Origin of the sequence: Ancylobacter pratisalsi (assembly GCF_010669125.1) — a bacterium.
GTDB classification, from domain to species: Bacteria; Pseudomonadota; Alphaproteobacteria; order Rhizobiales; family Xanthobacteraceae; genus Ancylobacter; species Ancylobacter pratisalsi.
Genome location: NZ_CP048630.1, coordinates 1551542 through 1578460, shown reverse-complemented (window position 1 = coordinate 1578460; position 26919 = coordinate 1551542). Strand labels below are relative to the sequence as shown.

The 26919-nt window shown below is 68.3% G+C and carries 28 protein-coding genes; 19 read left to right on the top strand and 9 right to left on the bottom strand.

What is annotated here, in order from left to right; all coding sequences use genetic code 11:
* The first annotated feature begins 23 nt into the window (after positions 1-23).
* Together G3A50_RS07550 and G3A50_RS07545 are read left to right on the top strand one after the other, a co-directional pair.
* Positions 24-1010 carry an NAD(P)-dependent oxidoreductase gene (locus tag G3A50_RS07550; RefSeq protein WP_163074673.1) on the top strand — a complete coding sequence of 329 codons (987 nt, stop codon included), beginning with the start codon at positions 24-26 and terminating at the stop codon, positions 1008-1010.
* Positions 1007-2281 carry a Zn-dependent hydrolase gene (locus tag G3A50_RS07545; protein WP_163074672.1) on the top strand — a complete coding sequence of 425 codons (1275 nt, stop codon included), beginning with the start codon at positions 1007-1009 and terminating at the stop codon, positions 2279-2281. Before G3A50_RS07550 ends, G3A50_RS07545 begins: the two co-directional genes overlap by 4 nt.
* Before the next feature lie 129 nt (positions 2282-2410).
* Here G3A50_RS07545 and G3A50_RS07540 read toward each other — a convergent pair whose 3' ends face one another.
* The 4 genes from G3A50_RS07540 to pxpB all read right to left on the bottom strand — a co-directional run bounded on the left by G3A50_RS07540 (position 2411) and on the right by pxpB (position 5644).
* A complete protein-coding gene (locus tag G3A50_RS07540; protein WP_163074671.1) occupies positions 2411-2926 on the bottom strand; it encodes a c-type cytochrome, methanol metabolism-related in 516 nt (171 codons plus the stop codon).
* Between the two features lie 111 nt (positions 2927-3037).
* On the bottom strand, positions 3038-3811 hold the full coding sequence (locus G3A50_RS07535) for a LamB/YcsF family protein (protein ID WP_163074670.1): 774 nt from the start codon (positions 3809-3811) through the stop codon (positions 3038-3040).
* Entirely contained in the window at positions 3808-4884 is a 1077-nt protein-coding gene (locus G3A50_RS07530; protein WP_163074669.1) for a 5-oxoprolinase subunit C family protein, read from the bottom strand. The genes G3A50_RS07535 and G3A50_RS07530 overlap by 4 nt, the downstream gene beginning before the upstream one ends.
* Positions 4877-5644, bottom strand: coding sequence for a 5-oxoprolinase subunit PxpB (pxpB, locus tag G3A50_RS07525; protein ID WP_163074668.1), 768 nt, complete (start codon positions 5642-5644; stop codon positions 4877-4879). The genes G3A50_RS07530 and pxpB overlap by 8 nt, the downstream gene beginning before the upstream one ends.
* Positions 5645-5935: 291 nt before the next feature.
* Here pxpB and G3A50_RS07520 point away from each other — a divergent pair, with 291 nt between their 5' ends.
* From G3A50_RS07520 to G3A50_RS07485, 8 genes are all read left to right on the top strand, one after another.
* Positions 5936-6562 carry a DUF1989 domain-containing protein gene (locus G3A50_RS07520; RefSeq protein ID WP_163074667.1) on the top strand — a complete coding sequence of 209 codons (627 nt, stop codon included), beginning with the start codon at positions 5936-5938 and terminating at the stop codon, positions 6560-6562.
* Positions 6562-7401, top strand: coding sequence for an amino acid ABC transporter ATP-binding protein (locus G3A50_RS07515; RefSeq protein ID WP_163074666.1), 840 nt, complete (start codon positions 6562-6564; stop codon positions 7399-7401). The genes G3A50_RS07520 and G3A50_RS07515 overlap by 1 nt, the downstream gene beginning before the upstream one ends.
* Complete coding sequence (locus tag G3A50_RS07510; protein ID WP_163074665.1) at positions 7398-8060, top strand: amino acid ABC transporter permease; 663 nt, start codon at positions 7398-7400, stop codon at positions 8058-8060. The genes G3A50_RS07515 and G3A50_RS07510 overlap by 4 nt, the downstream gene beginning before the upstream one ends.
* A gap of 27 nt (positions 8061-8087) precedes the next feature.
* Positions 8088-9029, top strand: coding sequence for an agmatinase (gene speB / locus G3A50_RS07505; protein WP_163074664.1), 942 nt, complete (start codon positions 8088-8090; stop codon positions 9027-9029).
* Positions 9030-9132: 103 nt separating this feature from the next.
* Positions 9133-9921 (top strand): transporter substrate-binding domain-containing protein, encoded by a 789-nt coding sequence (locus tag G3A50_RS07500; RefSeq protein WP_163074663.1) that lies wholly within the window; start codon positions 9133-9135, stop codon positions 9919-9921.
* 96 nt (positions 9922-10017) lie between these two features.
* Positions 10018-10692: a GntR family transcriptional regulator gene (locus tag G3A50_RS07495; RefSeq protein WP_210255246.1), complete on the top strand. Its 675-nt coding sequence runs from the start codon at positions 10018-10020 to the stop codon at positions 10690-10692.
* A gap of 8 nt (positions 10693-10700) precedes the next feature.
* Positions 10701-11633, top strand: coding sequence for a dihydrodipicolinate synthase family protein (locus G3A50_RS07490; RefSeq protein ID WP_163074662.1), 933 nt, complete (start codon positions 10701-10703; stop codon positions 11631-11633).
* 3 nt (positions 11634-11636) lie between these two features.
* Positions 11637-12413, top strand: a complete 777-nt coding sequence (locus G3A50_RS07485) for an SDR family oxidoreductase (protein WP_163074661.1) — start codon at positions 11637-11639, stop codon at positions 12411-12413.
* 38 nt (positions 12414-12451) lie between these two features.
* On the opposite strand, the gene G3A50_RS07480 is transcribed toward G3A50_RS07485, so the two are convergent.
* Positions 12452-13126, bottom strand: coding sequence for a GntR family transcriptional regulator (locus G3A50_RS07480; RefSeq protein ID WP_163074660.1), 675 nt, complete (start codon positions 13124-13126; stop codon positions 12452-12454).
* Between the two features lie 121 nt (positions 13127-13247).
* A complete protein-coding gene (locus G3A50_RS07475) occupies positions 13248-14159 on the bottom strand; it encodes a GntR family transcriptional regulator (RefSeq protein ID WP_246252401.1) in 912 nt (303 codons plus the stop codon).
* Between the two features lie 161 nt (positions 14160-14320).
* Here G3A50_RS07475 and G3A50_RS07470 point away from each other — a divergent pair, with 161 nt between their 5' ends.
* The 9 genes from G3A50_RS07470 (at position 14321) to G3A50_RS07430 (ending at position 23349) form a co-directional block, all read left to right on the top strand.
* Entirely contained in the window at positions 14321-15013 is a 693-nt protein-coding gene (locus tag G3A50_RS07470; RefSeq protein WP_163074658.1) for an HAD-IA family hydrolase, read from the top strand.
* On the top strand, positions 15010-15969 hold the full coding sequence (locus tag G3A50_RS07465; protein WP_163074657.1) for a sugar-binding transcriptional regulator: 960 nt from the start codon (positions 15010-15012) through the stop codon (positions 15967-15969). Before G3A50_RS07470 ends, G3A50_RS07465 begins: the two co-directional genes overlap by 4 nt.
* Before the next feature lie 243 nt (positions 15970-16212).
* Entirely contained in the window at positions 16213-17532 is a 1320-nt protein-coding gene (locus tag G3A50_RS07460; RefSeq protein WP_163074656.1) for an ABC transporter substrate-binding protein, read from the top strand.
* Positions 17533-17735: 203 nt separating this feature from the next.
* Positions 17736-18608: a carbohydrate ABC transporter permease gene (locus tag G3A50_RS07455; RefSeq protein ID WP_163074655.1), complete on the top strand. Its 873-nt coding sequence runs from the start codon at positions 17736-17738 to the stop codon at positions 18606-18608.
* Position 18609: 1 nt separating this feature from the next.
* Positions 18610-19440 carry a carbohydrate ABC transporter permease gene (locus G3A50_RS07450; protein ID WP_163074654.1) on the top strand — a complete coding sequence of 277 codons (831 nt, stop codon included), beginning with the start codon at positions 18610-18612 and terminating at the stop codon, positions 19438-19440.
* 10 nt (positions 19441-19450) lie between these two features.
* Positions 19451-20446 (top strand): ABC transporter ATP-binding protein, encoded by a 996-nt coding sequence (locus tag G3A50_RS07445; protein WP_163074653.1) that lies wholly within the window; start codon positions 19451-19453, stop codon positions 20444-20446.
* Positions 20447-21889, top strand: coding sequence for a mannitol dehydrogenase family protein (locus tag G3A50_RS07440; protein WP_163074652.1), 1443 nt, complete (start codon positions 20447-20449; stop codon positions 21887-21889). It abuts the gene before it with no gap.
* A 30-nt stretch (positions 21890-21919) separates the two neighbouring features.
* On the top strand, positions 21920-22876 hold the full coding sequence (locus G3A50_RS07435; RefSeq protein ID WP_163074651.1) for a carbohydrate kinase family protein: 957 nt from the start codon (positions 21920-21922) through the stop codon (positions 22874-22876).
* A 95-nt stretch (positions 22877-22971) separates the two neighbouring features.
* Positions 22972-23349 carry a DUF2147 domain-containing protein gene (locus G3A50_RS07430; RefSeq protein WP_163074650.1) on the top strand — a complete coding sequence of 126 codons (378 nt, stop codon included), beginning with the start codon at positions 22972-22974 and terminating at the stop codon, positions 23347-23349.
* Between the two features lie 25 nt (positions 23350-23374).
* On the opposite strand, the gene G3A50_RS07425 is transcribed toward G3A50_RS07430, so the two are convergent.
* Genes G3A50_RS07425 through G3A50_RS07415 form a run of 3 tightly spaced genes read right to left on the bottom strand, consistent with a single transcriptional unit; the run spans position 23375 to position 26816 of the window.
* Positions 23375-24622 (bottom strand): SAM-dependent methyltransferase, encoded by a 1248-nt coding sequence (locus G3A50_RS07425; protein ID WP_163074649.1) that lies wholly within the window; start codon positions 24620-24622, stop codon positions 23375-23377.
* Positions 24623-24633: 11 nt separating this feature from the next.
* A complete protein-coding gene (locus G3A50_RS07420; protein WP_163074648.1) occupies positions 24634-25467 on the bottom strand; it encodes a DUF1365 domain-containing protein in 834 nt (277 codons plus the stop codon).
* On the bottom strand, positions 25467-26816 hold the full coding sequence (locus G3A50_RS07415) for an NAD(P)/FAD-dependent oxidoreductase (protein ID WP_163074647.1): 1350 nt from the start codon (positions 26814-26816) through the stop codon (positions 25467-25469). Before G3A50_RS07415 ends, G3A50_RS07420 begins: the two co-directional genes overlap by 1 nt.
* Positions 26817-26919 lie beyond the last annotated feature (103 nt).

Below are 26919 nucleotides of genomic sequence, written 5' to 3'. Positions count from 1 at the left end.
CCATCTCACCACGGAAGCTCACTTTGACCCGCTGCCTGATCGTCCAGCCCATTCACGCCGCCGGCCTCGAACTGCTTGAAAACGCAGGCATAACGCCCGTGCTCGCGCCCGCCTACGATCCCGCGACGATTGTCGCCTCGATGGCGGGAATGGATGCCGTGATCACCCGTGACGCCGGCCTGCGCACGCCGGCCATCGCGGCCTCGGCGGTGCTCAAGGTCATCGGCGTGCATGGCATCGGCACCGACCCGGTGGACGTCGCGGAGGCCACCCGCCGGGGGATCTGCGTGGTCAATACGCCGGGTGCGAATGTGCGGGCGGTGGCCGAACAGGCCCTGGCGCTGGCGCTGGCGCTGGCCAAGGCGATACCGGCGGCGGACGCGGCGGCGCGGGCGGGGGATTTCGGTTTCAAATACCGCGCGCCGCTGCGCGAACTGGCTGGCGCCACCTTCGGAATCGTCGGCTTCGGCCATATCGGGCAGGCGACGGCGGGGCTTGCGCGCGCCTTCGGCATGCGGGTGGTCGGCGTGTCGCGCAGTCAGGCCGATGAGGTGTTCACTCAGGCCGGTGTGGAGCGTGTGGCCGATCTGGACACGCTGCTGGGCATGGCCGACGTGGTCTCGCTGCACCTGCCGAGCACGCCGGCCACGCGCGGGGTGATCGGCGCCCGCGAACTCGGGCTGATGAAACCGGGCGCCTTCCTCATCAACACCTCGCGCGGCGCGCTGATCGACGAGCCGGCGCTGGAGGTGGCGCTGGCGGAGCGGCGCATCGGCGGGGCGGGGCTGGACGTGTTCGCGGCCGAGCCGCTGTCGCCGGCGTCGCGGCTGGCGAGGCTGGACAATGTCGTGCTGAGCCCGCACATCGCCGGATCCGCGGTCGAGGCGCTGGAGCGGACCGCGCGCCTCGTCGCCGGGCAGGTCGTCGATGTGCTCGCCGGCCGCCGGCCTGCCCATCTCGTCAACCCCGAGGTCTGGCACCCGGACGCGGCCGTCGGGGCGCGCCTGTGAGCGGGACGGCGGAGCTTGCCATCGATGCCGCCTTTGCCGCGCGGCTGTTCGACGAACTCGCCGCCCGCACCGGCGACGCGCCCGGCATTACCCGCGCGGCCTATGGCGAGGGCGAGCAGATCGCCCATGACATGATGATACGCGAGGCGCAGGCGCTAGGGCTGACCCACCGGATCGACCCCGCCGGCAATCTCTACCTCACCTATGAGGGCCGCGATCCGGCGCTGAAGCCCTGGGTCGTCGGCTCGCATCTGGATTCGGTGCCCCATGGCGGCAATTTCGACGGTGCCGCCGGCGTCATCGCCGGGCTGTGCGCGGTGCGTGCGCTGATCGAGGCCGGCCTCCGCCCGCGCCGCTCCATCACCGTGATGGCGATCCGGGCGGAGGAGAGCAACTGGTTTCCGCTGTCCTATCTGGGCAGCCGCGCCGCGCTCGGCCTGCTGCCGGCCGAGAGCCTTTCCACCCCGCGCTCGGACACCGGGCTCAGCCTGCGCGCGCATATGAGCCGGCTTGGCCTCGATCCGGCGCGGGTGGGCGTGGGGCAGGTGCATCTCGACCCGGCGGAGCTGCACGGCTTCATCGAACTCCATATCGAGCAGGGCCCGGTTCTGGAGGCGGCACAGGTGCCGGTCGGCTTCGTGACCGGCATTGCCGGGAGCTTTCGCTACCGCGCGGCTCGCATTCTGGGCGAATGGGGCCATTCCGGCGCGGTGCCGCGCGGCCACCGCCACGATGCGGTCTTCGCGCTGGCCGATCTCATTACCGCACTCGACCGGCTGTGGGGCGAGGTGCTGGAAGGGGGCGAAAGCGCGACCATCACCTTCGGCGAGATCGGGACGGACCCGGCATTGCACGGCTTCAGCAAGGTGCCCGGCGAGGCCGGCTTCTGCCTCGATGTGCGCAGCCCCTCGCCTGCCTGTCTTGAGAGGATCCATGCCGGGTTGCTGCACATCGTGGCCGGCATCGAGGCGGCGCGGGGTGTGCGCTTCAATCTGGGCGCGCGCAGCGGATCGGCCCCGGCGCGGCTGGATGAGGCGCTGCGCGCCCGGCTCGCGGCCGTCGCCGAGGGATGCGGGGCGGGCTTTACCGAGCTGGCGAGCGGGGCAGGGCACGACACGGCCGTGTTCGCCAATGCCGGTGTGCCGGCGGCGCTGGTGTTTCTGCGCAACCAGAACGGCAGCCACAACCCGGACGAGGCGATGGAGATGGCGGATTTCGCCGTCGGCGCCGATATCCTCGCCCGCCTGCTGGCCCGCGACGACAACGACTGACGCCGGGCGGCCCGTGACGGGCATGGCCCGCGTGGCATGGCGCGTGTTGAATGTCGCGCGTGGAACGGCGCGCGGGGCCTTCCCGCGCCATGCCGTCCCGCGCCGTGCCGCGCTTTGCCCGCGGGCCGGCTAGCCCATGCAGGCATTCTCGGCGGCGGAGTAGCCGTCGGGCTTGGGCGCCACGTTTTCCGGCCGCTCGCGGCCCAGAGCGCCATCCGAGCGCGCCCGCAGATAGATGAAGATGGCGTCGATGTAGCACATGACGTTCGGGTTCACCCCGAAGGCCGGCATCACCAGATCCTGGCTGGCGCTGACGTTCTTCTTGCCGTTGGTCACGGTGTCGAGGAACTGGCTGTAGCTCAGCGTTTTCAGGGCTTCGACGAGAGAGGGAGCGAAGCTGGAGCCCAGCCCGCCCGGGCCATGGCACTGCATGCAGTTCGCGGTGTAGCGCAGGTAGCCGACCGAGGTGTACCAGTCGACGGTGCCGTCCTTTTCGATCTTGAAGGTCGGGTTGCCCTGCTTGTCGCTGTACTCACCCTGCGAGGAGCTGACGGCGGCAGGGTCGCCCGAGCCGTCGGCGGCGAGCGGAGAGGTCAGAAGAAGCAGGGCTGCGGCAATGGCGGCGCCGGTACGCGCATGAGGCATGTTTATCTCCCTTGCCCCGGCTTCTTGTTCTAGGGCTGGAAGGCCAGGGTGCGGCATCATCCCGCCACCGAGCCGGGGGCGTCAAGGCATGTGCCCGCCGGCGGTGGCGCCTCAGGCCAGCCACTCGCCGAAGGGCCGGATGACAATTCCCGCGCCTTCGAGCCGCGCCCGGATGCGGCGGGCCATGTCCACGGCACCGTGGGTGTCGCCATGAACGCAGACCGTGTCGGACTTCACCTTGAGCCGGCCCCCGCTGGCGGTGACGATCTCGCCATCCTCCACCATGCGCAGCACGCGGGTGGCGGCGGCATCGCCGTCATGGATCACCGCGCCGGGCAATTTGCGGGAGACGAGGTTGCCGTTGTCGGCATAGGCGCGGTCGGCATAGACCTCGCGCGCGACCGTGAGGCCCGCCGCCTCGCCGGCCCGCTCGGTTTCCAGCCCCGGCATCACCACGAAGACGAGATCGCGATCGACCGCCCGGATGGCGCGGGCCACGGCGCGGGCGAGGTCGGCATCCTCATTGGCGAGATTGCCGAGCGAGCCATGGGTCTTGACGTGCTGCAGCTTCTGCCCGGCGCTGTGGGCCAGCGCCTGCAAGGCGCCGATCTGGTAGATCAGGTGCTTCTCCACATCCTCCGGCCGCTCGCCCATGATCGGGCGCCGGCCGAAACCCCACAGGTCCAGAAAGCTGGGATGAGCGCCCACACCGACGCCATTGGCGGCGGCCGCGGCCAGCGTGCTCGCCATCACCAGCGGGTCGCCGGCATGGAAGCCGCAGGCGATGTTGGCGGAGGTGACGATCTCCAGCATCGCGTCGTCATCGCCGAGCGAATAGACGCCGAAGCCCTCGCCCATGTCGCTGTTGAGATCGATCGTGCTCATGCCGGCCTCGCTTCGCTGAAGGTGTCGTCGTCAAGAAAATCGCGGGCGGAAGTGACGCCGCCGACGAGGTTGAGGCCGAGAAGGCGCTCGCTGGAGAGCGCGGCGGCGCCCAGGACAACCGGCTCCATCGCCTGAACCGCGGCACGCAGCGCGGTGGCGGCCTGCTGCGCCGCGGCGGCGGCCTCCTCGGGCGAGACCGCCGTGAAGCTCAGCGTATCACCGGGGCGCAGCTGGGCCAGCCGGCCGAGATCCGGCCCGATCACCGTGGCGATCTTGGGGTAGCCGCCCGTGGTCTGCCGGTCGGCCAGCAGGATGATCGGCCGGCCGTGGCCGGGGATCTGGATGCTGCCATTGGCGATGCCGTCGGAGACGATATTGAAGCCGGCGGCGTGCTCGACCGCCGCGCCTTCGAGCTGGCAGCCCATGCGGTCGGCCCGGTTCGACAGAACGTAGCGGGCCGACAGGAAGGTGCTGATTCCTGCGTCGGTGAAGGCCTCCGCCTGCGGGCCCAGCACCACGCGCAGCGGGCCGGAAACCGAGGGCAGGCGCGCCCGGTCCAGCCGCAGCAGCGGGCCGGGCGGGGCCGCGCGCAGCGGCAGGCGCGCGCCTGCCTGGAGCGGGCCGCCGTCGAGCCCGCCGAGGCGCGAGCGCGTATGGGTCGACAGGCTGCCCAGAACCGGGGGCAGGTCGAGACCGCCGGCGATGGCGAGATAGCCACGCATGCCCGCGCGGGCCCGCCCGATCGCGACCCGGTCGCCGCGCGCCAGCTCATGTGCCTGCAAAGGCTCGGCCGGCCGGTCGTTGATCGTGAGCGCCATGTCGGCGCCGGCGAGCGCGATGCGGCACTGGTCGGCGTGAAGCGTGAAGCGCATGCCCGCCATGGTCATTTCCACCACGGCAGTGTCGGGAGCGTTGCCCACCAGCGCATTGGCGATGCGCATCGCGGCGAGATCCATCGCGCCCGAATTGGAAATGCCGACGCGCTGATAGCCGAAGCGCCCGGCGTCCTGCAGCGTGGAGAACAGGCCGCCGTCGAGAAGCGCGAGATGGGGGGCGTCGAGGCTGTCAGACATCGGGGCCGCCTCCCGGCGCGCTCTCGCGGCTGGCGACGATCTCGCCCGCCTCGGCGGCGGCCAGCATGTCGCGATAGGTGGGGGCGTCGATCGGGGCGAAGCGGATCCGGTCGCCGGCCGCGAACAGGAAGGGCTGGGCTCGCGCGGGATCATAGGAGCGCACCGGGGTCTGGCCGAGCAGGTGCCAGCCGCTCGGCACCTCGATGGGCGGCGAGATGGCGGCCTGGCGCCCGCCGATGGAGATGCTGCGCTCGGGCGTCTTCGGGCGCGGGTCGGTGCGCCGGCTGGTGTGGATGGCCTCCGGCAGGCCGCCGAGATAGGCGAAGCCGGGCGCGAAGCCGATCATGTAGACGCGGTACAGCGCACCGCTGTGCAGGGCGATCAGGGCCTCCGGGCTCAGCCCGTGCTGCTGTGCCACCGCTTCGAGGTCCACCCCGTGGGCGCCGCCATACAGCACCGGCACCCGCCAGAGCGTGCCGGCCTCCGCGCCCGTCGGCGCCTGTTCCAGCGCGCTCTCACAGGCGAGGACATGGGCGGCGAGGGCGGCGCGCGCGATCACCAGCGGATCGAACAGCACCAGCAGCGAGCGATAGGTCGGCACGGTCTCGCATATGCCCGCGACGGGGTGCCGGGCGAGGGCGCGGTCGAGCGCGATCACGCGCTCATTCACCGCCGCGTCGATGTCGCTGCCGAACTCGACGACGAGGCCGCTTTCTCCGGCATCGAGCAGGCGGGGAAAGGCGGGGCTGGAGGGGTTCATCAAGGCCGCGCCCGCTCGCCGCCCGGCGCGGGGATGGCCCGCGCCGGGTGTTGTGTCATGCGTCGTGTCTGGAAATATCATATTATATCAATGATTTAGTTGGTTCTGGGTGCGCGCGGGCCTTGCATGATCGTTCACGCGGGACGATCCGCAAAGATCAAATCGCAGGCAAGGTCTGCATAAAAATTCCACTTGAATTCCGTCGGTATACCAAAGAGGTTCCAATTAGCGACCCTTGATCCACCGCGCGTCCGGCTGTTGCCGGGCCCGCCCCTGCAATGGCGATTGCTTATGAAATTCGAGGAAGCCGGCACCATGGTGCTGCCCGCCGGCCACGGCAAGGCTCTCTGCCTGCGGGCGGGCTGGAGCGTGCGCGTGGTCAATCCCCATGGCACCCAGGCGCTGGACTTCTGGGCCTACAACGCGGCCGACCCGTCCGAATACCTGTCCATGGACAATGTGCGCTCGTTCAACTCGGTCGCCTATGTCGAGAAGGACACCGCGCTGGTGACCACCGAGCGGCGCCCGATCGTGTGCATGACCGAGGACACCTCGGCCGGCCAGCACGATACGCTGCTGTGCGCCTGCAACCCGGCGATCTATCGCGAGCTGGGCGTGAAGGGGTTTCACCGCAGCTGCGCCACCAACATGCACGAGGCGCTGGGCGAGATCGGGATGAAGATGGCGTTCACCCCGGCGCCGCTGAACCTGTTCATGAGCGTCGACGTGCGCCCGGACGGCTCGCTGGACCGCATCCTGCCGCGCTCCAAGCCGGGTGCCGCCGTGACGTTCCGCGCCGAGTTCGACGCCGTGCTGGTGTTCTCCAACTGCCCGCAGGACGTGACCACCATCAACGGCCCCGATAAGACGCCGCGCGACTGCGTGCTGGAAATCCTGCCGCCGGCGGACGCGGCGTGATGGCGGGGACCGGGACCACGGCCGCACCGCTGCTGCGCATAAGCGACCTGCGCAAGAGCTTCGGCGCCCATGAGGTGCTCAAGGGCATCTCGCTGGACGTGCATGCCGGCGAGGTGGTGTCGGTCATCGGGGCCAGCGGCTCGGGCAAGAGCACGTTCCTGCGCTGCATCAACATGATGGAAATGCCCGATGGCGGGGTGCTCGACTTCGAGGACTTCCGCTTCGATTTTGCGCCCGGCGCGCGCGGCCGGCCCTCGTCGGCGCAGCTGAGGGCGCTTCGCGCGCGCATCGGCATGGTGTTCCAGAGCTACAATCTCTGGCCGCACATGACGGTGCTGGAGAACGTGATCGAGGCGCCGATGCGGGTGAACGGCGTGCCGCGCAGCGCGGCCGTCGCCATAGCCGAGGAACTGCTGGAGCGTATCGGCCTCGCCGACAAGAGCGGCGCCTATCCCAGCCGGCTCTCCGGCGGACAGCAGCAGCGCGTCGCCATTGTCCGCGCGCTGGCGATGAAGCCCCGGCTGATGCTGTTCGACGAGGTGACCTCCGCACTTGACCCCGAGCTGGTGGGCGAGGTGCTCGCGCTCATGGCGGCGCTGGCGGAGGAGGGCATGACCATGCTGCTCGTGACCCACGAGATCGGCTTCGCCCGCGAGGTGTCGACCCGCACGGTGTTCTTCGACCAGGGCCTCATCGCCGAGGACGGCCCCCCGCGCGAGGTGCTGTACCAGCCCAGGAGCGAGCGGCTGCAGCAGTTTCTCAAGCGCGTGCTGCACGAGCACGTGGCCGGCGCGGGACTGACGGGGAACGGCGACAGCGCCATCGGAGGCCGGTCATGAGCTTCTCGGAATGGCTCGATTTCTTCATGCCCTATGTGCCGGGCTTCCTGCACGCCTCCTGGCTGGTGCTGGTGATCACGGTGCTGGTCATCATCGTCAGCTGGATCTGCGGGCTGCTGGTGGCGCTGGGCAAGGCCTCGCAGATCGGCATCATCCGGCAGGCCAGCGTATTCTACATCTGGTTCGTGCGCGGCACCCCGGCGCTGATCCAGATCTTCATCGTCTATTTCGGCCTGCCCCAGCTCGGACTCGGGCTGTCGCCCTTCGTCGCCGGCGTGCTGGCGCTGGGCATCAATAGCGGGGCCTATGTCGCCGAGATCATCCGCTCGGGCCTCTCGGCCATTCCCAAGGGGCAGGTCGAATCCTCGCTGGCGCTGGGCATGAGCCGGGGCGAGACGCTGCGGCGCATCGTGCTGCCGCAGGTGGTGCGCATCATCCTGCCGGCGATCACCAACGAGGCGATCTCGACGCTGAAGAACACCTCGCTTCTGTCCACCATCACGGTGGTCGAGCTGACGCTCTACGCCCAGACCATCATCGCCACCACCTTCCGCCCCTTCGAGTTCTACGCCGCGACCGCGGTCATCTACCTGATCATGACCACGATGCTGTCCCAGCTCGCGGCCGTGCTGGAGCGCCACAATGCCCGCTATGTCTGACCGCGTCCCCGCCACGGGTGTCCTGCCATGAGCGTCCTGCCGACCGATTCGCTCGCCAGTCCGCGCTTCTGCGGCGTGCCGACCTTCATGCGCCTGCCGCAGGCGACCACGCTGGAGGGGCTGGACGCCGCTATTATCGGCCTGCCCTCCGATTCCGGCGCCCCGTTCCGCACCGGCGCGCGCTTCGCGCCGCATGCGGTGCGGGCGATGTCGATCATGCTGCGGCCGATCAATCCCTATCGCGGTGGCATCAACGTGTTCGAGCGCCTGCGGGTGGCCGATGCCGGCGATGCGGCGGTGGTGCCGGGCTATCTGGAGGAGACGCTGGCGCGCATCGAGATGTCGGTGCGGGCGCTGGTGGAGGCCGGCCTCACCCCGTTCGGCATCGGGGGCGACCATTCGGTGACGCTGGCCGAGCTGCGCGCGGTGGCGGCGACCCACGGCCCGCTGGCGCTGATCCAGTTCGACTCCCACACCGACACCTGGGATAATTATTTTGCCGGCAAAAAATATAGCGCCGGCACGCCCTTCCGCCGCGGTATCGAAGAGGGGATCATCGACCCCTCGCACTCGATCCAGATCGGCATGCGCGGTTCGCTGTTCTCGCCCGACGATGTGAGCCAGTCGCTGGATCTGGGCTACGACGTAGTGACCACCGACGAGATGTTCGCGATGGGCATGCCCGCGCTTGCCGCGCGCATCGCCGCGCGGACCGCCGGGCGCCCGGCCTTCCTGACCTTCGACCTCGACTTCGTCGATCCCGCCGCCGCCCCCGGGGTGCAGACCCCGGAAGCGGGCGGGCCGAACGCGCGCGAGACGCTGGACCTGCTGCGCCGGCTCAAGGACATCCGCCTTGTCGGTGCCGACGTTGTCGAGCTGAGCCCGAGCTACGACCAGCCCGCGCAGATCACCGCGCTGCTCGCGGCGACGGTGATGGCCGAACTGCTCGCCCTGCGTGCGGAGGGCTGAACGCCGTCCCACCACCAACGCCTTGAATGAAGACCTGCCCAGAAAACCAAAAAGACGTGCCGCCACCTTCCATCAACCGCCAGGCCTGACAAAGGGGAACATCATGCGTCTTCCGTTTCTGACCGTACTTGCCGCCGCCGCGATCGGCGCCGTCATGTCCCAGCCGGTCGCCGCCCAGGAACTGGAATTGATCCAGCCGGGCAAGATCCTCATCGCCACCGAGGGCACCTATCCGCCCTTCAGCATGCGCGCGCCGGACGGCACGCTCGACGGCCTCGAGATCCGCGTCGGCAAGGAGATCGCCCGGCGGCTGAACCTCGAATACACGCCCGTCATCATCAAGTGGGAGTCGCTGCTCGTCGGCCTCGAAGCCGGCCAGTACGACTTCGCCTCCGACGCCATGGACATCACCGCCGAGCGCCAGAAGCAGGTGATGTTCGCCGATGGCTGGCTGGAATCGGGCGGGCGCGTGGTCACCAAGAAGGGCTCGGACATCAAGAAGGCCGCCGATATCAAGGGCCGCACCGTCGGCGTGCTGGTCGCCTCCACCTGGCAGAAGCTCGCCGAGGAGCGCGGCGCGACGGTGAAGACCTACAAGGCCGAATCCGACGCGCTGCAGGATCTCGTCAACGGCAATATCGACGGCGTCATCACCGATTCCATCGCCGCCGCCTACGCGATCCAGGAATCCAAGCTCCCGCTGACCATGACCGAGGATTATGTCAGCCACGTCCAGAAGGGCTTCCCCTTCAAGAAGGGCAAGCCGAACCTCGTCAAGGCGGTGAACAAGGCGCTGGCCGACATGGTTGCGGACGGCACCTATGCCAAGCTCACCACCCCGATCATCGGCTATTCGCCCGCGCCGAAGGATCCCATCCGCACGCAGTTCTGAGCGCGCGTCGACCCTTGCTGACAGGCACGCCGGCGTGTAGCCCGGCGTGCCGTCACGCATGACGAACAGGCAAGGCCACCCGTGGCGAGAGTTGAGATGACGGACAGGGACGAGGACAGGCCGGACATGCTGGAGCCGGCGCCGAAGGCGCTGAGCCAGATGGCCTATGACCGGCTGCTCGACCGGCTCATCAAGCGCGAGATTCCTGTCGGCTCGGTGCTGCAGGAGCGCCGGCTGGCCGATTCCCTCGACATCTCGCGCACACCGGTGCGCGAGGCGCTGAACCGGCTCGAAAGCGAGGGCTTCGTCACCCGCAAGCCCGGCCGCGTGCTGGTGGTGAAGGAGTTCTCCACCCGCGAGCTGATCGAGACGCTGCATGTCCGCCAGATCATGGAGAGCGAGGCCATCTCGCTGGCGGCGGCGCGCGTGCCGATGGAGGAGCTCGACGCGGTCGAGGCCGACATCCACGCCCTGCTCGCGACCCCCAACCCGAGCGCCGAGGCCGACTGGCAGGTCGACAGCCGGCTGCACCGGATGATCGCCACCCATAGCGGCAACGCCGTGCTGGCGGGTATGATCGAGAGCCTGCGGGTCAAGACCTACACCTTCAACCTCGACCGCGTGCCCGAGCGTTTCGACACCGGACACCGCGAACATCTGGTGATGATCGCCGCGCTCCGGCAGCGCGACCGCGACGCGGCGCGCGCGGCGATCCAGCAGCACATCGAGAACGTGAAGCAAAGCATCATTCTGAAGCTCAGCAGTATTTGAGGACGCAAATGTCTAGTCAGAAAATCAGCGAGACCACATGCGGCGTGTACATCATATCGCCGACGCCTTTCACCGAGGATGGAAGGCTGGATCTTGCGAGCACCGATACGCTGCTCGACTTCTATGACGCCAAGGGCGTGACCGGCATCACCATTCTCGGCGTGCTCGGCGAGGCCGGGAAGCTGACGCCGGACGAGGCGACCCAGTTCCTCGACCATGTGATGAAGCGCGTGGACGGCACGCTGCCGATCGTGGTCGGCGCCAGCAATCCGGGCACCGACAACCTCGTGCGCTTCGCCAACCGCGCGATGGAGAAGGGCGCCGCCGGGCTCATGATCGCGCCGCTGCCGGGGCTGAAGACGGACGACCAGATCTACGCCTATTGGGAGACGGTGCTGTCCCGCCTCGGACCGGATATCCCGGTGTGCTACCAGGACTATCCGCAGACCACGCAGGTGGTGACCTCGGTCAGCGTGCTGAACCGGCTGATCGACGACTTCCCCAACTTCGTCATGCTCAAGCATGAGGAAGGCTCGGGCCTGTCGAAGATCACCAAGCTGCGCGAGCGCTCGGATTCCGGCAAGGGGCGCCGCGTCTCGATTCTGGTGGGCAATGGCGGGCTCTATCTGCCGCAGGAGCTGCGCCGCGGCGTCGATGGCGCCATGACCGGCTTCGCCTATCCCGAGATGCTGGTCGAGGTGTGTGCGAAGTTCCACGCCGGCGCGGTGGAGGAAGCCGAGAACCTGTTCGACATCTACCTGCCGATCCTGCGCCACGAACAGCAGCTCGGCTTCGGGCTCGCGGTGCGCAAGGAGATCCTGCGCCGGCGCGGGGCGATCGCCTGCTCGATCACGCGCCATCCCGGCCCGCGTCTGACGGCGCGCGACCACCAGGAACTCGACGAGCTGATGGCGCGCCTCGACGCCAAGCTGGGGAAGTGAACGATGGATCTTGAACTCAACGGACGCACCGCCCTCGTTCTCGGCTCCAGCCGGGGGCTCGGCGAGGCGATTGCCCGCACGCTGGCCAAGGAAGGCGCGCGCGTCATCATCAGCGGGCGCAACGCCGCGCGCGTCGCCACCGTGGCGGCCGAGATCCGCGCGGCGGGCGGGGCGGCCGACGAGCTGGTGCTGGACCTCGCCGATCGCGACGGGCTGACCGCCGCGCTCGACGCGCTGACCACCCCGGTCGACATCCTCATCAACAACAGCGGCGGCCCGCCTCCCGGCCCGGTGGCACAGGCTTCCGCCGAGCAGTGGAGCGCCAGCTTCGAGGCCATGGTGGGCGCGATCTTCGCCATCACCACGAAGCTGCTGCCGGGCATGCGCGCGCGCGGCTATGGGCGGATCGTCAATCTGGTGTCGTCCGGCGTGGCCCAGCCCATTCCCAATCTCGGCCTGTCCAATGCGCTGCGCGCCTCCATCGTCGGCTGGGCCAAGACGCTGGCGGGCGAGGTGGCCAAGGACGGGGTGACGGTGAACTGCGTGCTGCCCGGCCGCATTCACACCTCGCGCGTCGACGAACTCGACGCGGCGGCCGCCAAGCGCACCGGCTCCACGCCGGACGCGGTGGCGGAGGCCTCGCGCGCTACCATTCCCATGGGCCGCTACGGCGACCCGCAGGAATTCGCCGATGTGGTGACGTTTCTGGCCAGCGCGCGGGCAAGCTATGTCACGGGCACGCAGGTGCGCGTCGATGGCGGGCTGATCCGCGGGCTGTAAGCCGAGGCCGGGCGGCGCGCCGCCCGGTTTCGCGCCGGTCAGATCGTTGAAAGGTGACGGATGATCGACGCCTTGACGTTGTCGATGTGGCGGACCATCGCCGCACCGGCCTCACCTGCATCGCCGCGCTCGATGGCGGCGATGATGTCGATATGCTCGCGATAGACCGCGCCGGCCCGGTTCGGCATGCGCCCGAGATCGAAGATGCGGGTGCGCCGGCGCAGGTCGCGGATCATGTTCGCCATCAGCGGGTTGCCGGCCGCCATGGCGATCTCGCCATGCATGGCGTCGTCAATGGCCGCGCTTGAGGCCGCATCCTCGGCGGTGTGGCCGTTTTCGCCACCGGCCGTGAGGGCCTCCAGCTGGCGGCGCAGGCCTTCGAGGCGGGACAGGTCGATCCGCCCGATACAGAGCCGGGCCGCCTCTGGTTCCAGCAGACGGCGGATGTTCAGCACCTGCATGTATTCGGGCACGGTCATCTGCCGCACTTCGAGGTAGCGCGTGCCGCGCCGCTTGAGCAGGCCCTCACTCTCCAGCATCAGCAGGGCATCGCGCAGCGGGGTGCGCGAGACGTCCAGCGCGTCCGCCAGCCGCCGTTCGGTGAGCACCTCGCCCCCGCGCAGCCGGCCCGAGAAGATCATGTCCTCCAGGCGTCGATGCACCTCGCGGGCAAGGCGGCGCGGGGCGGCTTCGTCAAGGGCCGGCTCGTTCATCGTGTCCTGCTCGGGGTGACAGGCGGCGGCGTCCGCGTGCGGGGAGGGAGGTTTCTGTCTAGCGGCGAACGCGGATCGAGGCAATCGCGCGCGGCCGCACGATGGACGCGAAACCGTGTCGCTACAGGCGATTGCGCGGGCGCTCGGAGGGCGGCGGGGTGGCCGACACCGCATTGTCGAGATGCGTGCGCAGCAGGGTCGCGGCGTGGGCCGGCTCGCCGGCCTCCAGCGCCTCGATGATGGCGAGATGCTCCTCGACCCAGTCCCTGACGCGGCGCCGATTGGCGTAACCCTGATATTCGAGCAGACGCCGCAGCCGGTTCTGCTGCTGCACGCACTGGACGAAATAGGGATTGCCGCCGAACCCCGACAGCGCCTCGTGAAAGCTGGAATCGAGCGCGAACAGCGCGCTGGCCTTCATGTCCGAGGCGGCGCTGGTGAGGGCGTATTCGTGCTCGGTGCGCAGGCGTGCCAGCGCGGCGTGATCGAGCCGGAAGCTGGGTAGCAGCAGCGCGGCGGGCTCCACGGTGCGGCGGAAATCGTAGCTGTTGATGAGCGCCCGCTCGGAATCCAGCGTCGGCAGGAAGTGCCAGCCCTGCCCCTTGTTGCGCACCACCAGTCCCTCGTCGGCCATGCGGGTGAGGGCGCGCAGCATGACGGTGCGGTTGACGCGGTAGCGGCGCGCCAGCTCGGTCTGGGTGAAGGAGGCAGCAAGATCATCCGCGAGCCGGTCGCGCAGCAGCGCGGCATAGAACGCTTCCTCCGGCATGGAGGGAATTTCCAGCGCGTGCTGGTGGGTGATCGCGTCCCATGACACGGCGAGGAAGAAGCCGTGGCGCGGGCGCGCGGCCACCACGCCACACTCCGCCAGCAGGGTGAGCGCGGCGCGGACCGGCGTGCGCGAGACCGAAAGCTCGGCGGCCAGCCACTGCTCGGTCAGATGGTGCCCCGCCGGCAGATGCAGCGTGGCGGCCAGCTCCAGAATGAGATTGGCGAGGGCGTGGCGTGCCTGTGTCTTGTCGCGGCCGGGCATCTGCTTCAAGGGTTCGAGGACCGGGACAGCTTATCGGCGAGAAATTCGCGTGCAAGTGGAATGCGTTGCAGCGCCGTCCCGGGGTCGGTCGGGCGGAGGGCCGTGGCGGCGGCCCTGCGCGTCTCTGGACGGCGGACAGGATGGGGATTAGATCGCTAGCCATGCGTCCGGACCTCATCATCTTCGACTGCGACGGCGTGCTGATCGACAGCGAGGTCCTCAGCGCCCGTGCGCTGATCGACGAGCTTGCCGTTCACGGCGTCGTGGTGGATCTCGGCTTCGTGGCGCGCCACTTCATCGGCCGGTCCTATCCGGTGATCGTGACCGAGGTGCGCGGGCGGTTCGGGGTCGAACTGCCCGGCCATTTCGAGCAGGACTACCGCACCCGCCTGCTCGCCAGCTTCGAGGAGCGGCTGAGCGTGATGGCCGGCGCGCTGGATACGGTCGAGGCCCTTGAGGTCGCCTACTGCCTGGCGACCTCCTCCAGCCCGGCGCGGCTGGCCGCTTCGCTGCGGATCACGGGGCTGGACCGGCTGTTCGCGGGACGGGCCTTCACCGCCAGCGAAGTCGCCCGTGGCAAGCCGGCGCCCGACCTGTTTCTTCATGCCGCCGCGCGGATGGGGGCCGATCCCGCCGCCTGCGTGGTGATCGAAGATAGTGCCGCCGGGCTCCTCGCGGGGCTCGCCGCCGGGATGCAAGTGTGGCATTTCACCGGCGGCAGCCATTTCGCCGAAGCGGCGATGGGGTTGCCCGAGGGCCTTCGGCCCCATCATAGCTATGCGAGCTTCGCCGAACTGAGGGCGGCGATGCCCGATCTTTTTCTCCCGCCCGTAGGGGTCGCAAACCCGGCATGAACCTGCCCGTTCCCGATAGCACCGACGACCAGGCCGCCCGCGCGGCCTGGCTGTATTATGTCGGCGGCCTGACCCAGGACCAGATCGCGAGCGAGATGGGGCTGTCGCGCCAGCGCGCGCAGCGTCTGGTGAGCCGCGCGGTGGCGGCCGGTCTCATTCATGTGCGGCTCAATCACCATCTGGCGACCTGCCAGGCGCTGGAATCGGCGCTGCGCGAGCGTTTCAGCCTGGTGCGCTGCCGGGTGATGCCCGGGCTCGGCCCGGACCGCGACCCGGTGCGCTCCATCGCTCCCGCCGCGGCGGCCGAGATGGAGCGCGTGCTGCGCGAGCCGCGCTCCCTGGTGATCGCGCTCGGCACCGGGCGGGCGCTGCGCGCCATGGCCGAGGCGCTGGGGCCTGCGGAAGCGCCGCAGCACCGGCTGGTCTCGCTGCTCGGCAACATCGCCCCCGACGGGTCGGCGTCCTATTTCGAGGTCATCATGCGGCTGGCGGAGAAGGTGCGGGCGCCGCACTATCCGATGCCGGTTCCGGTGATGGCCGACAGCGCGGAAGAGAACGCCGCGCTGCAGTCGCTCGGCGTGCTGCATAAGGTGCGCGACCTCGCCCGCACCGCCGACGTCACCTTTGTCGGCATCGGGCAGATGAGCGACGACGCCCCGCTGCTGACCGATGGCTTCCTCACCGCCGACGAGCTGCACGAAATCCAGACGCTGGGGGCGGCGGGGGAGGTAGCCGGGTGGATCTTCGATGATTCCGGCCGCTATCTCGATCTCGCGATCAACAAGCGTCTGACCGGTGTCCGGGTGCCGGCGACAAGCCCGGAACGCCCGGTCATCGGCATCACGGCGGGGGCGTCCAAGGTACGCGCCGCCACCGCCGCGCTGCGGTCCGGGATTATCAACGGACTGGTCACCGACGAGCCGACGGCTGTCGGTATTCTGAAGCTTTCTCTGTAGGTTGGACGCCGGCGCTCGCGGCCGCCGAGCCCCGCGTGGCGCGCGCCGGGCCGGCACCTCGCGGCGCGGCGCGGCACTCTTTCGACCCCTTTCTCCAAACCGCGCGTCACCACCGCGACGGCAAGGTCCAGGCCCGGCGTACCCCGCGCTGCAGCATGGAAGAAACTTGACGTTGCGCGGATTGCCATGAATATTTGCCCACAAGGCGATGAATTGCTCAAATCGCCACTAGGGAGGAGAGACATGACCGTTTCGTTCCGCGCGCTTATGGGCGTGCCGCTGCTGCTTGCATTCGCGGGCACCGCTTCCGCCGAAACCACGATCACCGTCGCGACGGTGAACAATGGCGACATGATCCGCATGCAGCGCCTCATGCCGGACTTCTACGCCAAGCATCCCGACATCAAGGTCGAGTGGGTGACGCTGGAAGAGAACGTGCTGCGCCAGCGCGTGACCACCGACATCGCCTCCAAGGGCGGCCAGTACGACGTGCTGACCATCGGCAATTACGAAGTGCCGATTTGGGCCAAGCAGAACTGGCTCCTTCCGCTCGAAAACCTCGGCGCCGATTATGACCAGGCCGATCTGCTGCCGCAGGTGGCGCAGGGCCTGACCGTGGACGGCAAGCTCTATGCGGTACCGTTCTACGCCGAGAGCTCGATGCTGATGTACCGCACCGACCTGCTCGAAAAGGCCGGGCTGAAGATGCCCGAGAACCCCGACTGGGCCTTCATCACCGAGGCCGCGGCCAAGATGACCGACAAGGGCGCCGGCGTGTACGGCATGTGCCTGCGCGGCAAGGCCGGCTGGGGCGAGAACATGGCGTTCCTCACCTCCATGAACAATTCCATGGGCGGCCGCTGGTTCGACATGGAGTGGAAGCCCCAGTTCGACAGCGCCGAATGGAAGAAGACGCTGGACACCTATCTGAAGCTGATGACCGAGTACGGCCCCCCCGGCGCCTCCTCGAACGGCTTCAACGAAAATCTCGCCCTGTTCCAGACCGGCAAGTGCGGAATGTGGATCGACGCCACCGTCGCCGCTTCCTTCATTTCCAACCCGAAGGAATCCAAGGTCGCCGACAAGGTCGGCTTCGCGCCGGCGCCGGTCCGCGAGGGCGGCAAGAACCACGGCAACTGGCTGTGGTCGTGGAACCTCGCCATTCCGGCGACCTCGTCCAAGGCCGATGCGGCGAAGACCTTCGTGGCGTGGGCAACCTCGCCGGCCTATACCGCGCTGGTCGCGGAGAAGGACGGCATCGCCAATGTGCCCCCCGGCACGCGCACCTCGCTCTATGAGAACCCCGAATATCTCAAGGTCGCGCCCTTCGCCAAGATGACGCTGACCGCGATCCAGTCGGCCAACACCCAGCACCCCTCCGACCAGGATGTGCCCTATACCGGCGGGCAGTTCGTGGCGATCCCCGAGTTCCAGGCGATCGGCACCACGGTGGGCCAGCAGTTCTCGGCCGCGCTCGCCGGCCGGTCCTCGGCGGCCCAGGCGCTCACCGCGGCCCAGGCCCTCACCAGCCGCGAGATGACGCGCGCCGGCTATCCCAAGTAGGGAACGCCTCGTCCTGTCATCATGGGGGCGGCCGGTCCGGCCGTCCCGCGCCGGCGGGCTGATGCGAGGCGGTTCGGGAATGTGTCTCCCGGATCGCGCGCGTGGGGTCATCTCCCCCGTCCCGAACGCCAGCGCCCTGTCCCGTTGCCAGCACGCCCGCGGCCTCGCGCCCGCGGGCGGCTCCAGCCAAGGTCCCTGTTCCGATGGCGACGCAAGCTTCACGCACGGCAGGCCGGCTTATGCTCTCCCCGGCGGTGCTCCTGCTGTTCCTCTGGATGATCGTGCCGCTGGGCATGACCATCTACTTCTCCTTCCTGCGCTTCAATCTCCTGATGCCGGGAACGGAGACCTTCACCGGGCTCGAAAACTACTACTACTTCTTCACCGACCCGGCTTTCTGGCCCGCGCTGACCAACACGCTGGTCCTGGTCTTCGCCGTGCTGGCGATCACCGTGATCGGCGGCACCGGGCTCGCGGTGCTGCTCGACCAGCCGATGTGGGGCCAGGGCATCGTGCGCATCCTGGTCATCGCGCCGTTCTTCGTCATGCCCAGCGTGTCCGCGCTGGTGTGGAAGAACATGCTGATGAACCCGGTGAACGGGCTGTTCGCGGCCGCTGCGCACGCGCTGGGGCTGCCGGCATTCGACTTCTTCGCCGACGCCCCGATGGCCTCCATCGTCGCCATCGTGGCCTGGCAATGGCTGCCCTTCGCCACGCTGATCCTGTTCACCGCGATCCAGAGCCTCGACCGCGAGCAGATGGAAGCGGCCGAGATGGATGGCGCCGGCCCGATCTGGCGCTTCGTGCACCTGACCGTGCCGCACCTGATGCGGGCGATGACGGTGGTGGTGCTGATCCAGACCATCTTCCTGCTGTCGGTCTTCGCCGAAATCCTGGTGACGACGAATGGCGGGCCGGGCACCGCGTCCACCACGCTCACCTTCCTCGTCTACATGCAGTCCATGCTCCAGTTCGATGTCGGGCTGGGCTCCGCCGGCGGCATCGTTGCTGTCATTCTCGCCAACATCGTCGCGATCTTCCTGATGCGGATGATCGGCAAGAATCTGGAGGGATGAGATGGCACGCGAGGTTTCAAAAGGCCGCAAGACCGTCACCACCGTGTTCGCCTGGGCGATCGGGCTGCTGATCTTCTTCCCGATCCTCTGGACCGTGATCACCTCGTTCAAGACGGAAGTGGAGGCGGTTTCCTCGCATCCCTCCTTCCTGTTCTTCGACTGGACGTTCGAGAACTACGAGACCGTCAATTCGCGATCGGACTATCTCGCGCATTTCTGGAATTCGGTGGTGATCTCGGTCGGCTCCACGCTGGTCGGGCTCGTCATCGCGGTTCCCGCCGCCTGGTCCATGGCCTTCGTGCCGGGCCGGCGGACCAAGGACCTGCTGATGTGGATGCTCTCCACCAAGATGCTGCCCGCGGTCGGCGTCCTGGTGCCGATCTACATGCTGGGGCGCGATGCCGGGCTGCTCGATACCAAGACCGGCCTCGTTATCGTGCTGACCATGGTCAACCTGCCGATCATCGTCTGGATGCTCTACACCTACTTCAAGGAAATTCCCGGAGAGATCCTGGAGGCCGCCCGCATGGACGGCGCCACGCTCTCCTCGGAGATCCTTTACGTGCTCACGCCGATGGCGGTACCGGGGATCGCATCCACGCTGCTGCTCAATGTGATCCTCGCCTGGAACGAGAGTTTCTGGACGCTGAACCTCACGGCCGCAGGCGCGGCCCCGCTCACGGCCTTCATTGCCAGCTATTCGAGTCCCGAGGGGCTCTTTTACGCCAAGCTGTCGGCCGCCAGCACCATGGCCATCGCACCGATCATGATTCTGGGCTGGTTCAGCCAGAAGCAGCTCGTGCGCGGGCTGACCTTTGGCGCCGTGAAATAGGGAGAGACCCATGGGCGAGATTGTCCTGTCTCAGGTCAAGAAATCTTTCGGCGGCGTGTCGATCATCCAGGGCGTCGACCTCACCATTCCCGATGGCGAGTTCGTGGTCTTCGTCGGCCCGTCCGGCAGCGGAAAATCCACCCTGCTGCGGCTGATCGCGGGGCTGGAGGATACCACCTCCGGCATCATCTCGATCGACGGCAAGGATGCGACCAACCTGCCGCCCGCCCGGCGCGGCCTGGCGATGGTGTTCCAGAGCTATGCGCTCTACCCGCATATGAGCGTGCGCAAGAACATCGCCTTCCCGCTGCGCATGGCCGGTGTTTCCGCGCAGGAGCAGGAGCGCAAGGTGGAGGAGGCGGCGAAGGTGCTGAACCTTGGCCCCTATCTCGACCGGCGCCCCAGCCAGCTCTCCGGCGGCCAGCGCCAGCGCGTGGCCATCGGCCGTGCCATCGTGCGCGAGCCGGCGGCCTTCCTGTTCGACGAGCCGCTGTCCAATCTCGACGCGTCGCTGCGTGTCTCGATGCGGCAGGAAATCTCCGAGCTGCACCAGACGCTGAAGACCACCATGATCTACGTCACCCATGACCAGGTCGAGGCCATGACCATGGCCGACCGCATCGTGGTGCTCAATGCCGGGCGGATCGAGCAGGTGGGCAGTCCGCTGGAGCTGTACCGCTCGCCGGTCAATCTCTTCGTCGCCGGCTTCATCGGCAGCCCGAAGATGAACCTGTTCGAGGGTCCCGAAGCCGAGAAGCACGGCGCGCACACGCTGGGTATCCGGCCCGAGCACATCGACATCCTTGAGGATGGCCCCTGGAAGGGCAGGGTCGGGCTTTGCGAGCACCTGGGTTCCGACACCTTCCTCAAGACCGAGGTCGAGGGCGTCGGCGAGATCAACGTGCGCGCCAGCGGCGAGGTCTCGCTTCGCTTCGGCGATCGGATCGGGCTGGCGCCGCAGCAGGACAAGCTCCACCGCTTCGACAGTGCCGGGAAGGCCATCTAGATGAGTACGACGCTGCCCGACGTCCAGCTTCCCGCCTATGACCGCGCCCGGCTCACGCCCGGCATCGTTCATATCGGGCTGGGCAATTTTCACCGCGCCCATCAGGCGGTCTATCTCGACGACCTGTTCGCGCTCGGCGAGGGCCATGACTGGGCGATCATCGGTGCCGGCGTGCGCCCGCCCGATGCCCGCATGCGCGAGGCGCTCAAGGCGCAGGACTGCCTCTCGACCGTGATCGAGCTGGACCCCAGCGGGCGCCGCGCGCGCCGCATCGGGGCGATGATCGACTTCCTCCCGGTCGAGCCCGGCAATGGCGCGCTCATCGCCGCCATGACGAAGCCCGAGATCCGCATCGTCAGCCTGACGGTGACGGAGGGCGGCTATTTCATGGACCCGGCGGGCCAGCTCGACGCCGGCGCCGCCGATATCCGGGCGGACGCCGCCAGTCCGGCCGCGCCCGTCACCGCCTTCGGCGCCATTCTCGCCGCCCTGAAGGCGCGCCGGGCGGCGGGTACCTCGCCGTTCACCGTGATGTCCTGCGACAACCTTCCCGGCAACGGGCATGTCACCCGGCAGGTGGTGGTCGGCCTTGCCCGCCTGTTCGACGCCGAATTGGCCGACTGGGTCGACGCTCATGTGGCGTTTCCCAATGGCATGGTCGACCGCATCACCCCCGCGACGGGCGAGCGCGAACGTGCGATGGCGGCGGCGTTCGGGCTCGATGACCCGGTGCCCGTCACCTGCGAGCCGTTCCGGCAATGGGTGCTGGAGGACGATTTTCCCGCCGGCCGCCCGGCGCTGGAAAAGGTCGGCGTCATCTTCACCGACCAGGTCCACGCCTATGAGACGATGAAGATCCGCATCCTCAATGGCGGTCATGCGCTCATCGCATACCCGGCGGGGCTGATGGACGTCCATCTGGTTCACGAGGCGATGGAGGAGCCGCTGGTCTCCGCCTTTCTCGACAAGGTCGAGCGCGAGGAGATCATTCCCATCGTGCCCCCGGTGCCCGACACCGATCTGTCCGGGTATTACAGCGTGATCCGCGAGCGCTTCTCGAACCCGGAGGTGGCGGACACGGTGCGCCGGCTCTGTCTCGATGGTTCCAACCGGCAGCCGAAATTCATCCTGCCCTCGATCCGCGACAACCGTGCGGCCGGGCGCGTGCCGAAGGGTTTGATTCTGGGAACGGCGCTGTGGTGCCGCTACTGTGCCGGCAGCACCGATTCCGGCACCGTCATCGAGCCCAACGATCCTAACTGGGACGCGCTGACGGCGCGGGCGCTCCGCGCCAGGGACGAGCCCGCGCACTGGCTCGCCATGAGCGAGGTCTATGGCGAGCTTGGCCAGGACGCGGAGGTTGTGGCCGCCTTCGCCGCCGCGCTCGACGCGCTGTGGAGCCGGGGCGCCCGGGCGGTGCTGACGGACTATCTCGGCGGCTGAGCCCGCCGTTTCGCGGCAAGGACCAGACAGATGCCTGACCCCAATCCGACGCCGCCGGCGATTTTGTGTGCCGGCGAGGCGTTGATCGACATGGTCCCGCGCACGACGCCGGAGGGGCAGGCCTTCCTGCCCCTGCCCGGTGGATCGGTGTTCAACACCGCGATCGCTGCGGGTCGTCTGGGGACCCGTACGCTGTTCTGGTACGGGCTTTCGACCGACATGTTCGGCGATCAGCTGCGCGCGGCGCTCAGGGACGCACGGGTCGATACCCGGTTGTGCGTGCCGGCCGAGCGGCCGAGCACACTGGCCTTCGTGACACTGGTCGAGGGGCAGGCGCGCTATCTGTTCCTCGACGAGAACACCGCCGGCCGCCTGCTGACACCCGCGGACGTGCCCGAGGTGCCCACCGAGGTGGCGGCGCTGTTCATCGGCGGCATCAGCCTCGTCGGCGAGCCGGTCGGCGGCGCCATGGAGGCGCTGGCCACCAAGGTCGCCGGCGATGGCCTGAACCGGCTGATCATGCTCGACCCCAACATTCGCCCCGGCTTCATCCGCGACGAGGCGGCCTATCGCGCCCGCATCGAGCGGCTGATCGGGCTCAGCCATGTGGTCAAGCTCTCCGACGAGGACCTGCTCTGGGTGACTGGGCCGGGCGATCTCTTCACCCAGGCGCGCAAGGTGCTGGCGATGGGCCCCGAACTGGTGCTGGTGACGCTGGGCGCGCACGGCGCCCGCGCCTTCGGCCGCGCGTGCGAAGTGCAGGCGCCGGCACCCGCCGTCACCGTCGCCGACACGGTCGGGGCCGGCGACACCTTCAATGCGGGCTTCCTTACCGCGCTGGCGGAGCGCGGCGCGCTGGCGCCCGACCTCCTGGCCCAACTGCCGGCCGAGGCGGTTGGCGAGGCGCTGGCCTTCGCGGCGCGGGCCGCGGCGATCTCGGTGACGCGGGCGGGAGCCAACCCGCCCTGGCGGGACGAGCTGGGCTGAACGCGTCATCGCGGCGCTGAATCGGCCGGGAGATCCGGCGGGCATTGTCTTGCGTAACAGGGGCGCCTGCCTTTTGCCCGGTACGCGAGGTCGCCATGAAAAGAAGCCTGTTCCTTCTTCTGCCGCTTCTCGTCTCCACCCCTGCGCTGGCAAACCCGTCCAGCTCCCAGGCCCATGGCGTGTGGATGCGCGGGGACGGCAATGCGCGGGTGCGGATCGCGCCCTGCGGAGACAAGATCTGCGCGACAAATGTCTGGATCAAGGACACGTCGGGCGGCGAGTCGGTCGGCGACCGGCTGGTGCTGACGCTGGAGCCCGGCGCGGGTGGCGGGTTCGAGGGGACCGCCTACGACCCGCAGCGCGACCTCACCTATTCGATGTTCATGAGCGTCCAGCCCAACAGCCTGCAGACGCGCGGCTGCGTTCTTGCCGAGCTGCTGTGCAAGACCGTGTCCTGGTCACGGGTGAAATAGGCGCCGCGGCGCCTGTTTCCTTCGCCTAACCCCGCAACCGGTACAGCCCGACATCGATGGCGCCGGAGCGGAAGCCGCCTTCGCAATAGCTCAGATAGTATTCCCACAGCCGCCGGAACTCGGCGTCGAAGCCGAGCGGCTCCAGCTGCTGGCGCGCATTCAGGAAACGGGTTCGCCATTCCTTGAGCGTGCGCGCATAGCTCTGGCCGAAACACTCGGTGTCGACGAGTTCCAGCCCGGCGTCCCGCGCGTGCTCGGCGATATGGGTCTTGGTCGGCAGCATGCCGCCGGGAAAAATGCGGCGCTGGATGAAGTCGGTATTGCGCCGGTAGCCCTCGAACCGGTCCTCGGCGATGGTGATGACCTGGAGCACCGCCGTGCCGCCCTGGACGAGGCAGGCGCGCAACCGGGCGAAATAGGTCGACCAGTAGTTTTCTCCCACGGCCTCGAACATCTCGATGGAGACGACACGGTCATAGCGTTCGTCTAGCTCGCGATAGTCCTGGAGCCGCAGCTGCGCGCGGCCAGGAAGGCCCTCGCTGGTCTCGATCATCGTCTGGCCATAGGCCAGCTGCTCGCGTGACAGGGTGATGCCGGTCACGTCCGCGCCGCGCCGGGCGAGCGCCATCGCCAGCCCGCCCCAGCCGCAGCCGATTTCCAGCACGCGCTGGCCGGGCGCGACATCGAGCAGTTCGATGATCCGCGCCAGTTTCGCCTGCTGCGCTTCCTCGAGCGACTGGTCCTCACGGGCGTAGAGCGCCGACGAGTAGCTCATCCCCGGATCGAGCCAGGCTTCATAGAATGAATTGCCGAGATCGTAGTGGAACGAGATGTTGCGCCGGCTCCCCGACCGGGAGTTGGAACGCAGCGCGTGACGCAGCCGGTTCCACAGCCGCACCGGGGGCAGGGCGTCGATGCGCGCGGCGATGCGCGGGACGTGGTGGGCGGCCAGTTCGATGAAGGCGGCGAGGTCTGGGCTGGACCAGTCGCCCGCGACATAGGCGTCGGACAAGGCGACATCGCCGCCGGTGAGAAGGCGGCGCAGGGCGCGCCAGCGATGCAGAACCACCACGGCCTCCGGTCCCAGCACGGGGCCGTGGGCGGTCAGGCGCCGCCCTTCCGGCGTCACCACGGTGAGGCCGCCAATGGCGAGACGATCGAGCAGCCGCGCCAGCATCATCTCGCGCAGGTTGGCGCGGCCGGGGGGGTGCGTCACCGTCCGGGGCTGCCCGTCAAACGTATCGGCGTCGGTATGCAACGGCGCTGTCTTCATGGGCGCTGTCCTCAAGGCCGGGGTGCCGGTGAAAGGCCGGCGGGCGAAACGCTCACCGGCCTCTCGGGAGCGGGCGGGCGCTGGCGCAGGCCGACGCCCCTGGCAAAGATCTTCAACGCTTCCCAATGAATACCAGCAGTCACCTTGGCGGTCATCAGCGGGTAGGCGAGCAGGGCGCGCAGCAAGTGCCGGTCGGTAAGCGGGCGCCGCCTGGCCGCATGCACCGCGCTCAGCACCGGCCCTTCGGCATCGCTGGCGAGGATCGCGATCCGCAGCTCCTCGCCGGGCGGGCGCACGCGGAAGGAATAGGTCAGGTCCATGTCCATGAAGGGCGACACGTAGAACCGCTTCGCCGCCTGCTGGCGCAGCACCGCGCTGTCGCCTTCGCCCTCGGCGACGGGGATGAGGTAGCTGTGGCGCTGGCCGAACGTGTTGCTGACCTCGTAGAGCACGGCGAACAGCCGGCCGCTGCGGCGGTAGCAGAAATACACGCTCAGCGGATTGAAGGCGTAGCCGAACAGGCGCGGCATGGTGAGGAGCCGGATCGGCCCGCCATCGGGCGCCAGCCCCGCCGCCATCAGCTGGCGTTCCACCTGCGCCTTGAGCGGCTCGCCCTCGCGCCCGGCGCCCTCCGCACCTGCGTCCGCGACCGGGCCATAGTCGCGATCATGGAAGCTGAAGGCGTTGAAACGGTTGCGCGAGAACAGGCGCAGCCGGGCGTCCAGCGCGTCGATCTCGTCGAGATCGAGCAGGAAGGAGCAGAGCCGGTAGGCAAGGCGGTGGCGGCGCGGCTTGAGCCGCACATGCATCACCGATCCCGCATAGAGGGCGGATGTTGGTTCCACTACGGGACAAGCTCCAGTTCGGCGCTGACCTTGGGGCGGCGCGAAAGCGGGATGCGCCCGGATTCATCGGCCACGGTCCAAGGCCGGCGAACGCCTCCCAGCGCTTCGGCGACCGCGAGCCCGGACTGAAGACCGTCCTCGTGAAAACCCGCGCCGAAATAGGCGCCGCAATACCAAACGCCGCGTTCGCCCTGCAGTTCCCACAGCCGTTCCTGTGCGCCCATGGCCTCGATGTCGAACAGCGGATGCTCGTAGACCACGCGGTGGGCGACGCTCGCCGGATCGGGCGCTTCGATGGGATTGAGCGTGACGAAGAGCGGCGAGGTGGAGGGTAGCCCCTGCAGCTTGTTCATCCAGTAGGTCACGCACAGGCGCTCTTCCGTCCGCCGGTCCGCGAGGTAGTTCCAGGCCGACCAGACCGCGCGGCGGCGCGGCATCAGCCGGGGATCGGAATGCAATACCGCCTCGTTGCGGCTGTAGCCGAAGGCGCCGAGCAGCTCGGCCTCCGCCTGCGTGGGGCTGTCGAGCAGCGCCAGCGCCTGGTTGGCGTGGGTGGCGATGACGACATGGTCGAAGCCGCTTTCGGTGCCTGTGTCATCGACGAGCACCACACCGCCGGGCTGACGCCGCACCTGCCGGATCGGCGTGCCGGAAATGATCCGCCCGTGCATCGCGTCGCGCAGCCGCGCGACATAGGTGCGGCTGCCGCCGACCACGGTGCGCCAGGGCGGGCGACCGGTCAGCTGGAGCAGGCCGTGATTGTCGCAGAAGCGCACGAAGGCCGAGGCCGGGTAGCGCCCGACCTCGCTGGCGGCGGTTGACCAGATCGCCGCGGCCATCGGGTAGAGATGATCGTCGCGGAAGGGAATGCCGTAGCCATTTGCGTCGAGATAGGCGTCGAGGCTGAGCCGGCCCATGAAGGGCAGCTCGCCAGGGGCCGTGCGATAGAAGCGCAGCAGGTCGCGCAGCATCGAGGCGAAGCGGGACGAGACAAGATTGGCCGGCTGTCCGAACAGGCCGCGCAGGCCCGAACCGGAATATTCCAGCCGCCCATCATCCAGCGACACCGCGAAGGACATGTCCGACTCACGGGTGCGCACCTTCAGATGCGCGAACAGGGCGGTGAGATTGGGGTACGTCTTCTCATTATAGACGATGAAACCGGTATCGACCGGCGTGCCGGCCACTTCCACGGTATTGGAATGTCCACCAAGGCGCGATTCGGCCTCGAACAGGGTCACGTCGTGACGGGAGGAGAGCAGCCACGCCGCCGACAGCCCGGAAATGCCGCTGCCAATGACCGCGATCCTGAGCGACGATCCGGTCGCGAAATTCTGATGCATGTTCATGGGACGCTTCACCGGACAGGGGGAACGTTGAGGACGTTGTCATCACGTTACGCAGCCGGCTTTTGACTGGATCACCATTTGGGCGATGATCCGCCCACGCAGG

Bases quoted from the DNA above. Each gene is read 5' to 3' on its own strand.
- G3A50_RS07540 (WP_163074671.1), bottom strand. From the start codon at position 2,926: ATGCCTCATGCGCGTACCGGCGCCGCCATTGCCGCAGCCCTGCTTCTT.
- G3A50_RS07535 (WP_163074670.1), bottom strand. From the start codon at position 3,811: ATGAGCACGATCGATCTCAACAGCGACATGGGCGAGGGCTTCGGCGTC.
- G3A50_RS07530 (WP_163074669.1), bottom strand. From the start codon at position 4,884: ATGTCTGACAGCCTCGACGCCCCCCATCTCGCGCTTCTCGACGGCGGC.
- pxpB (WP_163074668.1), bottom strand. From the start codon at position 5,644: ATGAACCCCTCCAGCCCCGCCTTTCCCCGCCTGCTCGATGCCGGAGAA.
- G3A50_RS07520 (WP_163074667.1), top strand. From the start codon at position 5,936: ATGAAATTCGAGGAAGCCGGCACCATGGTGCTGCCCGCCGGCCACGGC.
- G3A50_RS07515 (WP_163074666.1), top strand. From the start codon at position 6,562: ATGGCGGGGACCGGGACCACGGCCGCACCGCTGCTGCGCATAAGCGAC.
- G3A50_RS07510 (WP_163074665.1), top strand. From the start codon at position 7,398: ATGAGCTTCTCGGAATGGCTCGATTTCTTCATGCCCTATGTGCCGGGC.
- speB (WP_163074664.1), top strand. From the start codon at position 8,088: ATGAGCGTCCTGCCGACCGATTCGCTCGCCAGTCCGCGCTTCTGCGGC.
- G3A50_RS07500 (WP_163074663.1), top strand. From the start codon at position 9,133: ATGCGTCTTCCGTTTCTGACCGTACTTGCCGCCGCCGCGATCGGCGCC.
- G3A50_RS07495 (WP_210255246.1), top strand. From the start codon at position 10,018: ATGACGGACAGGGACGAGGACAGGCCGGACATGCTGGAGCCGGCGCCG.
- G3A50_RS07490 (WP_163074662.1), top strand. From the start codon at position 10,701: ATGTCTAGTCAGAAAATCAGCGAGACCACATGCGGCGTGTACATCATA.
- G3A50_RS07485 (WP_163074661.1), top strand. From the start codon at position 11,637: ATGGATCTTGAACTCAACGGACGCACCGCCCTCGTTCTCGGCTCCAGC.
- G3A50_RS07480 (WP_163074660.1), bottom strand. From the start codon at position 13,126: ATGAACGAGCCGGCCCTTGACGAAGCCGCCCCGCGCCGCCTTGCCCGC.
- G3A50_RS07475 (WP_246252401.1), bottom strand. From the start codon at position 14,159: ATGCCCGGCCGCGACAAGACACAGGCACGCCACGCCCTCGCCAATCTC.
- G3A50_RS07470 (WP_163074658.1), top strand. From the start codon at position 14,321: ATGCGTCCGGACCTCATCATCTTCGACTGCGACGGCGTGCTGATCGAC.
- G3A50_RS07465 (WP_163074657.1), top strand. From the start codon at position 15,010: ATGAACCTGCCCGTTCCCGATAGCACCGACGACCAGGCCGCCCGCGCG.
- G3A50_RS07460 (WP_163074656.1), top strand. From the start codon at position 16,213: ATGACCGTTTCGTTCCGCGCGCTTATGGGCGTGCCGCTGCTGCTTGCA.
- G3A50_RS07455 (WP_163074655.1), top strand. From the start codon at position 17,736: ATGGCGACGCAAGCTTCACGCACGGCAGGCCGGCTTATGCTCTCCCCG.
- G3A50_RS07450 (WP_163074654.1), top strand. From the start codon at position 18,610: ATGGCACGCGAGGTTTCAAAAGGCCGCAAGACCGTCACCACCGTGTTC.
- G3A50_RS07445 (WP_163074653.1), top strand. From the start codon at position 19,451: ATGGGCGAGATTGTCCTGTCTCAGGTCAAGAAATCTTTCGGCGGCGTG.
- G3A50_RS07440 (WP_163074652.1), top strand. From the start codon at position 20,447: ATGAGTACGACGCTGCCCGACGTCCAGCTTCCCGCCTATGACCGCGCC.
- G3A50_RS07435 (WP_163074651.1), top strand. From the start codon at position 21,920: ATGCCTGACCCCAATCCGACGCCGCCGGCGATTTTGTGTGCCGGCGAG.
- G3A50_RS07430 (WP_163074650.1), top strand. From the start codon at position 22,972: ATGAAAAGAAGCCTGTTCCTTCTTCTGCCGCTTCTCGTCTCCACCCCT.
- G3A50_RS07425 (WP_163074649.1), bottom strand. From the start codon at position 24,622: ATGAAGACAGCGCCGTTGCATACCGACGCCGATACGTTTGACGGGCAG.
- G3A50_RS07415 (WP_163074647.1), bottom strand. From the start codon at position 26,816: ATGAACATGCATCAGAATTTCGCGACCGGATCGTCGCTCAGGATCGCG.